This window comes from Nocardia sp. NPDC047038, assembly GCF_040644075.1.
In the GTDB taxonomy this organism is placed as follows: domain Bacteria; phylum Actinomycetota; class Actinomycetes; order Mycobacteriales; family Mycobacteriaceae; genus Nocardia; species Nocardia sichangensis.
Map to the genome: position 1 here is coordinate 191,604 of NZ_JBEYVQ010000012.1, position 12,661 is coordinate 204,264.

A 12,661-nucleotide genomic window follows, 5' to 3' on the forward strand; every position below is an offset into this window, starting at 1 on the left:
CTACTCACCGCGGGCTCCCACCAGCATGTCGACGACTTCGTTGATTCCTGCGACATGCTGGTGGTCACTACGTACGCAGTTGCCCAATGGTGCAACATGAATCGGTTGGATGCCACACGCCAGTGCACCATCGACATCGCAATGGAGGCTGTCGCCCACCATGACCACCTCATCAGGACTGGCAGCCGCGAGCATCAGCGCTGATTCGAACATCCGGGCATGCGGCTTCCGCACACCCACATGACTGGAGTCGCAGATGCCGATAAGCGAAACGCCGGGACCTTGGCCGATTTGGGCCAATCGGGCCTCTCGGAGCTGTTGTTCGACTGTGCCGTCGGAGTCAGACACCACAACCATACGAAGGTCGGCATCAGCGAGTCGCCGTAGCGCTTCGGCGGCCCGAGGGACAATCGAACGCCATGGCCCGCTGAAGGCACCGGATTCCGCCGCGACCGTGCACAAGTTTTCCCGGACTCCGACCAACCGCGCATAGTGCCGCCGGTAGTCGTCCATGGATCCCGATTCATCGAACGCTGCGACAGCCCGGTAGTGCACGGCGGCATCGTCGTGGCCGGAGGGTTGAGCACCCCACTGTGCCAACCGGGCGGCGATCACATTGGCTTGAGGAAGCAGCAGCACGCCGCCGACGTCGAGCAGCAGCGCTGCCGGTCGGCTCACCGGTTCACGCTCAGGCGTTCTCGGACGAGTTCTGATACCGCGAGACGGTCGGTCTTGCCAGTAACCCCGGTCGGAAGCACGTCGATCACATGCACCACATCGGGAAGTTTGTACGCCTCTATCCTCGCCCGCCCCCAGTCCCTTATTTGGCTGGGGTCAACGATCCGGCCTGGGTGCGGCGTGACCACCAGATGGATTCGCTCACCAAGTACCGTGTCGGCGACGCCGGTCGCGATCACTCCTGAGCAGTCTGGGTGGCCCGAGAAAACATTCTCGACCTCAAGCGGCGAGATCTTCATTCCGCCGCGCACGATGAGGTTCTTCGCCCGACCTGCGAGCTCAAACATACCGTCTCGGCGCTTGAGCGCGAGATCGCCTGTCTTGAGCCACTTTCCGGACATAGTCTCCGTCGTCGCTGCTCGATCGCCGAGGTAACCCGTCATCAGATGCGGGGTGCGCAGCCACAGCTCGCCCACAACGTCGAAAGGTGCCTCGGCGGTCTGCCCATCCATCGGAACGACCCGTGCTTCAACACCGGGTGACGGATGACCGATCGTTCCAGCCAGCGCGTCGTACTCGTCGGGAGGAACGATGAAATCCGAAGTGGCGCTCTCGCTTAGCCCGAAAACATCTGCCAGTCTGCTGCGAGGAAGCAGCGATCGGAACTGCCGTCCGAGACCTGCGGCAAGTGGTTCACCGCCAGCGATCCACAGCCCCGGCGAACCTGACGCACGCATTGAGGCGATTAGCCGCTCGCCTCCACGGTCGGTGAGCCTGCTTGCAATCATGCGCATCATGGTCGGCACCACTGCTATACGGTCATAGTGGGCATCGGCGAGACGACGGAGTACCAAATCGGTCTCGTACCGACGAATGAGCTCCAACTGTCCACCCGAACCCAGGGTCAGCAGGCTCGTCCATTGGCCGAAGCTGAAGTGGAGGTGCAGAACCTGCAGCATCGTCGCCGCCTCGGCGAAGCACAGCACGGAGTCGATCGCACAGAGTTTCGTTGCGAAGGCTCGATGTGAGACAACGACGCCTTTAGGTTTGCCGGTCGAGCCCGAGGTGAAAACGACTAGCGCCTGATCGCGGTCTAGTTCCTGGGGGCGCTTGGCTGCGCCATCATCGGAGCTCGGGAGGGTGTGGACAACATCACGAGATGCGGTGACGAGCTCAGTCCACTCCAGTGGAACAGCGCCGACAAGATACCGCGCGGCGCACCGCTGCATGATGTCGGAAACGACCGCGACCGGGTGTCGGCGATATACGGGTACAGCCACGCAATCGGCCTGCCACACCGCGAGCTGGCACACCAGATCGGACGGATGATTGTCCACCGCAACGAGCACCGCTTCCCCTGGGGTGAGCCCTGCTGCTCGCAACGTCGCGGTCAGCCGCGTCACCTCGTCTGCAGTTTCCTTGCCGGACAGGGATATCCCCGAACCCATGAGAGCGAGGTCTTTGCCGCGGGCGGCGAGACCGCCGAGCACCAGCTCGTCGAGCCGATATGAACGCCGGTGGATCATGTGAGCCCTCCCTTCGCGCACGTCGAAGCCTGTGCTCTACACCCCTGTGTGGCATAGGCTTCAGCCGCTAATGTTACTGCACTACAACGATATTGGGCGGTCAACGAGCAAGTTGCTGAAACATCCAAGCGCCCCACGGTACTGCAACTCGGCCCCCGGCGAACTACTGCTGGTTCACCGACCCACCCGAGCTTTGCCTCCAGCTCGACACCGCTCCGATAGCGATGAAGCCGATGTTCGTGGTGTCTCCGAGCACTGTCCACAGGCCACCCCCACCAAGTCCACTGTGATTCCGGGGCCGAACACGCCCATGCACTAAGACCTTCCTGGGCCGGTTCGGCAAGAACCCCACCACTGGACGCGAACGGCTCACCGCCGACTACACCTGCAGCCAGCGCATCATCGCCGCCAATACAACCAAGACGGACAACGAGGCCGACATGTGAGCACGACTGCCGGGCAACGTGTCTCAGCGCCGAGCCGCCGCGATGGCGATCTGTGAAAGGATAAGACGCGACGTAGAAGATGGGCGTCGGTGGCACCTGCGGCTGTGAGGATGGCGGAGAAGTAGTTGGTTCCAAACCATCGACTCCACATGTTTCGGCCGACCACGCTCCCTGCCGATCATCCTGATGTTCAGGCTCGGCGGCCGTACTTATTAGCGGTTTTCAGTGCGGCGACCGCTAGTACGCCGAGCTGCGTGGTGAGTGCCTGTTCGAATTGCAGTGTTCCGTCGATGCCACCGGTGGCGGCGTGGGTGAGTTCGTGGAGCAGGGTCCCGCAGTAGTCGACGGCGTTGCCGAGCTGGTCGCGGCGGATTACGACTCGTTGGGTGTCGGGCTCGTATACTCCGACGACCTGGTCGCCGGATTCGTTGAGTCGCATGGTTTCCGAGATCTGTATCGACTTCACCCTGATACGGGACAGGTTGAGGCCGGCCGCGGCGATCACCGCTCCGGTGAGGCCGAACACGTCATGCTCGGCTGCAGTGAAGTCGGTTGGGTCGACGAAGGTGAACGAGAAGCTGTCGTTCCAGTTTCGGCGGTATTGGTCGAGATCGACCACGGGGTTGCCATCGAAGTCTGCAAGGCCGCCGAGCCGCCCGGCGATGATGTCGGGTACCACGAGGAGTCGGTATCCCTCGTCGCGTGCGTAGTTCACCTGTGGTCCGCCGAACGCGAGTTGGAATGCGGTCACGAACACGACCTTCTCGTGGGTGGCGAGCACTTGACAGGCGTGGAGAGCGACATCGAGCCAGTTCAGCTCGTCGTGGATCCGGCCGGTCTCATAGCCGGCGAGATCATCGGCCAAGACACCGGCGACCTCGGCGGATCGGCTGCCGATGAGGATGGACTTGATCCGGTCGGTGTAGGCGGTACGGCCGACGTTGCTGCGTTCCCGGTTGAGGGCTTGCCGCAGCTTCTTGGTCAGATGAGTGATGTTGTAGGAGAACAGGAAGTTCTCCTCCTGGGCGACGAGCAGGCCCTTGACGTAGATGTTGCCAGGCGCCTTCCGGGCCGGGCGCGCAAGGACTTGGCCGTGTGCGCAGTCCTCGAGCACTGTGTCGCCGCTGTAGCGCAGGAAGAACTGCTTAGCCGCCTCGATATCGGTGTCGGCGACGCCGCGCAGAATCACCGTTGTGCCGTCTCGGCGCGGTTCACTGGGCGGACTCACGGCCGCGTGGAGGGTGACGATGTCGGGGAATCCGCCTTTGGGCCGCATCGCGGTGGTGATGTCACCGTGACGGGACTGGATCCGGACAGCGATGCCGCGGCGGTGGAAGACCGCGAGAGCATCTTTCAGCCCCATCCCGAACTGCCCGATCACCCCCGGGTGCCGACGTTTCTCGGTGTTCTCCTTCTGGGTGAGGTGCTGATACCGGACACCACGACCCCGGTCGCTGATCGCCCAGACGCCGTCGCCGAGTTTGACGATCGAGGGGTCGGCGGTGCCGGTGATGGCCTGCTCGTCCAGAGCGTTCGCGATGATCTCGCGGACGGCGAACGGTATCGGCCAATGTTCGAGAACCTTCTCGATGTTCAGATCGAAATGCTGTACCGCGGCGCTGGCTGTCACCATCGCAGAGGCCCTTCTGCGCGAGTTGGTTTGGTGCCGTGGACAGTACGCGTACCGACCGACAGATTGGACACCTTTGAGAAGCGCATCGCTGTGGCGAAAGGTCTTCCCCTGCAACAGGACTAGCGTCCAGTTTCGTAATGTCTGAATCTTCGATGTTTGTCGGTGGCCTGTGGAACCATACTTCGCATCGGATCGGGCGTGCTGCCCGAAAACTGCACCGGCACAGAGGGGATTCTTGATCGTGGGGTACTTCTACGGTTTCCGGCTCGGCGACGTGGACAAGTTCAAATTTGGGCAAACTGCTCAGACACCGGAGAAGCGCAGGCCGACGCTGCAGACCGGCTGTCCGTATCCGCCGATCTTCTTCGACGCCATCGAATCCGACGACTACAAGGCGCTCGAGAAGTACGTGAAGGACGAATGGGGTCACCGGCGCGGCAGCGAAGGTGGCACGGAGATCTACAACCTCACCGAAGCCGAGGCAGCGCAGGTGTTTCAGCAATGCCGAGACTACCTCGCCGACGAGCTTCCGAAGATCAGAAGGGTTCAAGAACTCGAGGACCTCGAGCCGGAACCGACGCTACTGCCCAGCGATGATACGGCCGTCCGGTTGCGGCAGCGCTGGATCGAACTGGATGCAGAGGACGCGCGGCTGGCGGCCCTCCGTGAACAAGTGCGGGCAGAGAAGGAACTGATCGAGATCGAGCTCAAACTCGTCATCGGCGCCACCAGCGGAATCGAGGGAGTCGCCACCTGGGAACGAACCATCGAGACTCGACGCATCAACCCTGAGCTGGTCAAGGCCACCGACCAGGAGCTGTTCGAGCAGTGCCAGGTGCCGAAATTCGACGCAACGAAACTGAAGACCCTGCTGAAGACCTTCGGCAAGTACGACTACGAATCATTCCAAGAGGTTCGACGAGCCCGGGACTTCAAGATCACCGAGTAATGCCGAGACCGGCAGGCTGTGACGGCCATGCGGCCTAGCCAGTCGACCGTCAGTGTCGGGTACCAGAGTTAGCCCGACTGCGGGAACCGAACCATTTCGTGACCTCGTAGAGGACTTCGGCGTGGTGTCATGTGAGTTCCTCGCTGTCGGAGTCTTCGGCCATCACGATCTCGAAAACCGCGTAGGGTGGGCTGGTGTAGGCGGTTGCAGCTTTTGTGCCCCAGGGGCATTCACGTTGGAAAAGCCGAGTGCGACGGATTCGCTGAGTCGGTCGCTGCTGCCGACCTCGTGGCACGCGGGGTGTCGTGATGCGCGATGATGCTCTTGTGACGCACCGGCTGCTGCAGACTGTGCGCCGCCTGTTCGGTCGGCGCGCCCGGGCTCGCGCTGGGCGTCTAGCATTCATCGTCGAGTGAGCCTCGTAAGGAGCCTTGTGAGCACCCTCGGTAGTTTCATCTGGTCGATCGCCGACCAGCTGCGGGGTCCCTACCGCCCCAACCAGTACGGCAACGTGATCCTCCCGCTCACGATCCTGCGCCGCCTCGACTGCATCCTCGAGCCCGACCGGGAGACGGTGCGCGCGCTGGCGGCAAAGTACGACAACCCCAACAGGCTCAAAATCGAGGTCAAGAAGGCTACAGGGCGGCCGTTCTACAACACCTCGAACTACTCCTTCGCCAACCTCCTCAGAGACGCCGACGGGCTGGCGGACAATCTGGCCGACTACATCGACCGGTTCTCGCCCGATGTCGACGTGTTCGAATACTTCGACTTCAAGAAGGAAATCCTCGCCCTGGAGAAGGCGGAGCTGCTGCGCGAGGTAATTACGTCCTTCAAGGCCGTCGACCTGCATCCGGACGTCGTCTCCAACGCCGACATGGGCGATGCGTTCGAGTACATCATCCGCAAGTTCAACGAGGCTGCGAATGAGACCTCCGGTGACCACTACACCCCGCGAGACGCGATCCGGCTGCTGGTCGACCTGCTCTTCGCGGAGAAGGACGCCGACCTGACCGAGGCCGGCATCGTCCGCACGCTGTACGACCCCACCGCGGGCACCGGCGGCATGCTCGCCCTAGCCGAGGAGCACTTGCTCGCACAGAACCCCGACGCGAAGCTGAGCCTGTACGGCCAGGAGTACAACCCGCAGTCGTACGCGATCTGCAAGTCGGACCTGCTGGCCAAGGGCCACGACGCGTCCAACATCGCCTTCGGTAACACGCTGACCGATGACGCGTTCAAGGGCCGCCAGTTCGACTTCTGCATGTCCAACCCGCCGTACGGCGTCGACTGGAAGCAGTACGCCAAGGCGGTCACGAAAGAGCGCGACGAAGCGGGCCCCTACGGTCGGTTCGCTCCCGGTCTCCCGTCGACCTCGGACGGGCAGATGCTCTTCCTGCTCCACCTGGCCCATAAGATGCGCGCCCGCGAGGACGGCGGCGGCCGGGCCGGCATCGTCATGAACGGCTCGCCGCTCTTCAACGGCGCCGCCGAGTCCGGCCCCTCCAACATCCGCAAGTGGCTGCTGGAGAACGACCTGGTCGATGCGATCATCGCGCTGCCGACCAACATGTTCTTCAACACCGGCATCGCTACATACATCTGGATCCTCGACAACACCAAGCACCCGGACCGCAAGGGCCTGGTTCAGCTCATCGACGGCACATCGTTCTGGACCAAGATGCGCAAGAACCTTGGTTCCAAGGGCCGCGAGATCAGCGACGCCGACCGAGCCAAGGTCGTGGAGTTGTACGCCGACTTCACCGACGCCGATCCCGACCACTCCAAGGTGCTGCGCAACGACGAGTTCGGCTACTGGACAATCACCATCGAGCGGCCCCTCCTCGATGAATTCGGCGAGCCGGTTGTCGACCGCAAAGGCAAGCCCAAGCCGGACCCGAAGAAGCGCGACACCGAGAACGTCCCGTTCACCTACAGCGGATCGAGCGCTGGCGCGGCCGGTGAGGTCGAGGTCATCAACGCTTACTTCGACGCCGAAGTGAAACCCCACGTACCCGACGCCTGGATCGACTGGGCCAAGGTCAAGACCGGCTACGAGATCCCCTTCACCCGCCACTTCTACAAGTACGTCCCGCCCCGCTCCCTCGATGAGATCGACGCCGACCTGGAGAAGCAGGTCTCCAAGATCCTCGGCCTGCTTCGTGAGGTGGAGGGATGAGCACGGAATACACCGAGTACGTCGACTCGGGCGTGCCGTGGCTTGGCGACGTTCCAGCTGGCTGGACGACGAGGCCACTGTGGTCGATGTTCGAGCGGATCAAGGATGTCGGGCACCCCGACGAACAGATGCTCTCGGTGTTCCGCGACTATGGTGTCGTTGCGAAGGACTCTCGGGACAACATCAACAAGACCGCCGAGAACCGGAACATCTACCAGCTTGTCCACCCTGGGTGGCTGGTCACGAACCGGATGAAGGCATGGCAAGGATCAGTCGGCATCTCCGGCCTGCGAGGGATCGTTTCGGGACACTACATCTGCTTCGCACCTCGACACGATGCAGACTCTCGCTACCTGAACTGGCTCTTCCGGAGCCCTACTTACGCTGCCGGCTACGCGTTGCAGTCTCGGGGCGTGAGGATCGGCCAGGCGGAGATCGACAATGATCTCTACCGAGTAATGCCTGTTCTCCTTCCGTCGATCGAGGAGCAGCGCGCCATCGCCGACTACCTCGACCGCGAGACCGTCCGCATCGACACGCTCATCAGGGAGCAGCAGCGCCTGATCGAGATGCTCCGCGAGCGTCGTCGTGCGGTGGTTGAGGAGGCTGTGGCCATTGTCGGTACCACCGGGGCGCGACTGAAGCACATCATCCGATCGGTTCGGCAGGGGTGGAGCCCGCAATGCTGCTCGTGGCCAGCCGATGGCGTCGAGACTTGGGCCGTTCTCAAGGCTGGAGCGGCAAACGGCGGTCGTTTCCGTCCGATGGAGAATAAGGAGTTGCCGGAAGACGAGATCCCACGCCCGGAGATCGTCGTAATTCGAGGTGATCTTCTTGTGTCGCGCGCCAATACCCGTGAACTGGTCGGCAGTGCGGCAGTGGTCGAGGGCGACTTCCCGCGGCTCATGCTCTGTGACAAGCTGTACGCCTTCTCGCTCGATGAGAGTCGAGCAGATTCGCGGTTCGTGGCGGCAGTGCTCGGAAGCCGTAGGTGGCGCGATCTGATCGAGTTGGAGGCCACCGGTACAAGCCACTCGATGCTCAATATCAGCCAATCCGACATCGTGAACCTCCCGATGCAGCTGCCCTCTGTGGATGAGCAGCACCGGATCGTAACGTACTTGGAGAGTGAGACTGCCAAGATCGATCAGCTCATCGCGGAAACGGAGCAATTGATTGACCTCGCTCGTGAGCGCCGGTCGGCGCTGATTACGGCGGCGGTGACGGGGCAGATCGATGTACGGAAGATGGCGTGATGGCCGACCACAACGAGGTCGTCTTCGAGACCGAGATCTGTGAGTACCTGGCCGACCATGGGTGGCTCTACTCGAAGAACGACACCGGCTACGACCGGGAACGAGCGCTCTTCCCCGAGGACCTGTTCGCCTGGCTGCAAGAGACCCAGCAGGCGGCGTACGAGAAAGCCCTGAAGGCGGCGGGATCGGAGGCGAAGTTCCTCGACGTGCTGACCACGGCGCTCGACAAGCCTCTCGAACATGGTGGCGGGACGCTGAACATCCTGCGCAACGGGGTGCAGTACATCGGCGGTGGCCGGTTGAAGATGGCGCAGTTCCGCCCCGAGACCAGCTTGAACGCGACTACCAACGAGCAGTACGCGGCGATGCGGGTGCGGGTGATGCGGCAGGTATATTTCTCCACCGCTGACACCCGAAGCATCGACCTGGTCTTCTTCGTCAACGGACTGCCGGTCGCCACCGCGGAGGTGAAGACCGACTTCGCCCAGTCTCTCGATGAGGCGATCAACCAGTACCGCAAGCACCGGCATCCGCTGACCCACGGGCGGCCGGAGCCGCTGTTGTCGTTCGGGCATCGGGCGTTGGTGCACTTCGCGGTTTCCAACGACCTGGCTGCGATGACCACCCGGCTCGAGGGCGAGAAAACGCACTTCCTGCCGTTCAACATGGGGCACGACGGCGGCGCGGGCAACCCGCCTGGTACCAAGAAGAGGTCGGCGACGGCGTACCTGTGGGAGCGGGTCTGGGAGAAGAACGCCTGGCTCAACATCATCGGCCGGCTGATGATCGTGGAGACCAAGCAGGAGTGGGACGTCGCGACCGGGACGTCGGTGCGGCGCACGAGCATGCTGTTTCCTCGGTTTCACCAGTGGGAGGCCGTGACGAACATCGTGGCCGCGGTGAGCGAGGAGGGGGTGGGGCATCGCTACCTGATCGAGCACTCGGCAGGGTCGGGCAAGACGAACACCATTGCATGGACCGCGCATCGGCTGGCGCGGCTGCACGTGAACGACGAGAAGGTCTTCGACTCGGTGATCGTGGTCGTGGACCGCACCGTGCTCGACGGGCAACTCCAAGAGGCGATCCGGCAGATCGACGGGTCCGGGAACATCGTGGCCACGATCAGCCCGCAGGACGTCCGCAAGGCGGGGGCAAAGTCGAAATCCGGTCTGCTGGCGACCGCTTTGAAGAGCGGGGAGCTGATCATCGCGGTAACGGTGCAGACCTTCCCGTTCGCCCTCCACGAGATCCGAGCCGACTCGTCGTTGAAGGGGCGGCGGTTCGCGGTGATCGCCGACGAGGCGCACTCCTCGCAGTCCGGCCAGATCTCCTCCAAGCTCAAGGCTGTGCTGACCGCGGAGGAGGTCAAGGAGATCGAGGACGGCGGTGAGGTCGACGTCGAGGCGATCCTGGCCTCGGAGATGACCGAGCGGGCCGAGTCGGAGAACATCTCCTACTTCGCGTTCACCGCCACGCCGAAGAACAAGACCCTGGAACTCTTCGGCCGCAAGGGTCCTGACGGAAAGCCGGTCGAGTTCCACCTCTACTCGATGCGCCAAGCGATCGAGGAAGGCTACATCCTCGACGTGCTCAGGGGCTACCAGTCCTACGACACCGCGCTGAAGATCGCCGGCAAGGCCGAGAGCGGCGACGGTGGCGAGGTGGAGGAGGCCGCGGCGCGTAAGGGACTGATGCGGTGGGTGAAACTGCACCCGACCAACGTCAGCCAGAAGGTGCAGATCATCGTCGAGCACTTCCACGCCAACGTCGCCCACCTCTTGGAGGGCAAAGCGAAAGCGATGGTCGTGACCGACTCGCGCAAGGCCGCGGTGAAGTACAAGAAGGCGATCGACGCCTACATCGCCAAGCGTGCCGCCATGGACGCCTCTTACAACTATCGCACCCTAGTCGCCTTTTCCGGCTCGGTGACGATGGCCGAGGACGAGAAGTGGGCTTCGGACTGGGGGCCGCAGCCCACCAAGGACGACGAGTTCACCGAGGCCAACCTGAACCCCGGCGCCGGCTCGGACCTGGCCGCTGCCTTCAAAGGGGTGACCTACAAAATCATGCTGGTCGCCAACAAGTTTCAGACAGGCTTTGACCAGCCGCTGCTCTCGGCGATGTATGTGGACAAGAAGCTCTCCGGGGTCACTGCCGTGCAGACACTCTCCCGGCTCAACCGCACCCATCGCACTGCGGGCGGGGAGCAGAAGCGCAAGACGTTCGTCATCGACTTCGTGAACAAACCTGAGGACATCCGGGCTGCGTTCGAGCCGTACTTCACCAATGCCACCCTGGAGACTGAGACCGACCCGTACATCGTCGTCCACCTCGCCACCAAGCTCGCCCAGGCCGGGATCTACACGCCAGAGCAGGTGCGCGAGGTCGCCGAACTATGGGTCACCCGCAAGGGCAACAACGCACTCTCGGCCGCGATCAGCCCGGCCAAGCACGAGTTCGCCCGCCGCTACGCTGCCGCGATCGAGGCCGACGACAAGGTCACCCTCAACACCCTCGACCTGTTCCGCAAGGACGTCTCCACCTACGTCCGGCTCTACGACTTCATGAGCCAGATCGTCGACTATGGCGACCCGTACATGGAGATGTTGTCGATCTTCCTGCGCCTGTTGGAGAAGGTTATCGCGGACTCCTCCTGGGCCGCGGAGGTCGACCTTTCCGACGTGGTCCTGGTCGGGGTCAAACACACCAGGGGCACCGCGGTCGACATCTCGCTGACCGGTGAGGGCGAACTCAAGGGCATCAGCGCTGCCGGCACCGGCACCCGGAAGGAGCCGAAGTACGTCGCATTACAGGTCGTCATCGACAAGATGAACGACCTCTTCGGTGCCGAGTCGTTCGCCGAGTCGCAGGTCCGTGAGTTCGTACAGGGGTTGGTGCAGCGGCTGCTCGCCTACCCGGACCTGGTCAACCAGACCAAGGTGAACTCGAAGAAGCAGTTCATGGAATCTCAGGACTTCCAGGCGGCAGTCACCGAGGCGGTCCTTGAGAACCAGGAGGCCCACAACACCATGGCCGACTACTTCTTCAGCGACGGCCCTGGCATCAGCGCTGTCATCATGGCGCTAGCGGACGCCTTCTACGAGGCAGCGATCGATCAGCCGACGGAACCCTCGGTATCTGATCGACAGACCGGTCGAGTCGGCGAACCTGGCGGAGAGGCCGAGCAAGCCATAGCGCGTGCGATCTCGGCCGGAGTGCTCGATCAGGACGCACTAGAGGATTTACCGACAGCGGCAGAAGCTGCCGACATGCCACTGGAGCCTCCGTCGTCTGAAGGGCCCAGCGGAAGCGAGGCAGTCATGTCTCTGCGCGACGAGGAGACATGGTGAACTTCCTGTACATGGACACCTCCGCGGCGATCAAACTGTTCAAACAGGAAGAAGAATCCGAAGCACTGCGCGAATGGCTCGTCAGTCAGACCTCCGCCCGCCAGATTACCGCTCATCTGACCCGGACCGAGTTGCACCGTGGCCTGCACAGAGCAGGCGCGCAACCGGAGACGCTCGAGCTCGCCACCATCTGGTTGAACCGTTGCGCGCGCATCGCGCTGGCTGCGGAACTTCTCACGAAGGCGGGTAACCTCGCACCCGGCGCCTCCTTGCGTACCTTGGATGCGATCCACGTGGCAGCTGCTCTCGAATTGGGAGCCGCACTCACGTATTTCGTCGCATACGACAAAAATCTCATCGCTGCCGCCGAGGCACACGGTCTTACAGTGGTCGCACCGACGTAGGAACTCGGCAGTTGTGCCGACTGCTGGCTGCACATACCAGCACGAGAAACACGGTTTGGTCTATAGGTAGTGGGCGTACCGGATCGTCTTGGCCGCCAGGACGCCACAGCATTGCAACGGTCCTGACCTGACCCCTGTGGTACGGCCTGTCGGCGTTCACGGAAATCCCCAGGTTGAGCCGGTTTTCGTTCACGTAATTCCGCAGGGTGCCGTTCACGTAATTCCCCAGCGGGAACGCGA

8 protein-coding genes are annotated in these 12,661 nt (G+C 62.6%); 5 read left to right on the top strand and 3 right to left on the bottom strand.

The window, feature by feature from the left end; translation table 11 throughout:
• From ABZ824_RS30380 to ABZ824_RS30390, 3 genes are all read right to left on the bottom strand, one after another.
• A complete protein-coding gene (locus ABZ824_RS30380) occupies positions 1-678 on the bottom strand; it encodes an HAD-IIIA family hydrolase (protein ID WP_356967155.1) in 678 nt (225 codons plus the stop codon).
• Positions 675-2,204 carry a class I adenylate-forming enzyme family protein gene (locus ABZ824_RS30385; RefSeq protein WP_356967157.1) on the bottom strand — a complete coding sequence of 510 codons (1,530 nt, stop codon included), beginning with the start codon at positions 2,202-2,204 and terminating at the stop codon, positions 675-677. Before ABZ824_RS30385 ends, ABZ824_RS30380 begins: the two co-directional genes overlap by 4 nt.
• A gap of 636 nt (positions 2,205-2,840) precedes the next feature.
• Complete coding sequence (locus ABZ824_RS30390) at positions 2,841-4,283, bottom strand: hypothetical protein (RefSeq protein ID WP_356967158.1); 1,443 nt, start codon at positions 4,281-4,283, stop codon at positions 2,841-2,843.
• Between the two features lie 241 nt (positions 4,284-4,524).
• Between ABZ824_RS30390 and ABZ824_RS30395 the strand changes: the two genes are divergently transcribed.
• The 5 genes from ABZ824_RS30395 to ABZ824_RS30415 all read left to right on the top strand — a co-directional run bounded on the left by ABZ824_RS30395 (position 4,525) and on the right by ABZ824_RS30415 (position 12,421).
• A complete protein-coding gene (locus ABZ824_RS30395) occupies positions 4,525-5,232 on the top strand; it encodes a GIY-YIG nuclease family protein (protein ID WP_356967160.1) in 708 nt (235 codons plus the stop codon).
• Positions 5,233-5,665: 433 nt separating this feature from the next.
• Positions 5,666-7,411 (top strand): class I SAM-dependent DNA methyltransferase, encoded by a 1,746-nt coding sequence (locus tag ABZ824_RS30400; RefSeq protein ID WP_356967162.1) that lies wholly within the window; start codon positions 5,666-5,668, stop codon positions 7,409-7,411.
• The gene (locus ABZ824_RS30405; RefSeq protein ID WP_356967164.1) at positions 7,408-8,667 is read left to right on the top strand and encodes a hypothetical protein; all 1,260 of its coding nucleotides are present in this window, start codon (positions 7,408-7,410) and stop codon (positions 8,665-8,667) included. The genes ABZ824_RS30400 and ABZ824_RS30405 overlap by 4 nt, the downstream gene beginning before the upstream one ends.
• Positions 8,667-12,017 carry a DEAD/DEAH box helicase family protein gene (locus ABZ824_RS30410; protein ID WP_356967166.1) on the top strand — a complete coding sequence of 1,117 codons (3,351 nt, stop codon included), beginning with the start codon at positions 8,667-8,669 and terminating at the stop codon, positions 12,015-12,017. Before ABZ824_RS30405 ends, ABZ824_RS30410 begins: the two co-directional genes overlap by 1 nt.
• The gene (locus ABZ824_RS30415; protein WP_274752813.1) at positions 12,011-12,421 is read left to right on the top strand and encodes a type II toxin-antitoxin system VapC family toxin; all 411 of its coding nucleotides are present in this window, start codon (positions 12,011-12,013) and stop codon (positions 12,419-12,421) included. Before ABZ824_RS30410 ends, ABZ824_RS30415 begins: the two co-directional genes overlap by 7 nt.
• The last annotated feature ends 240 nt before the right edge of the window (positions 12,422-12,661 follow it).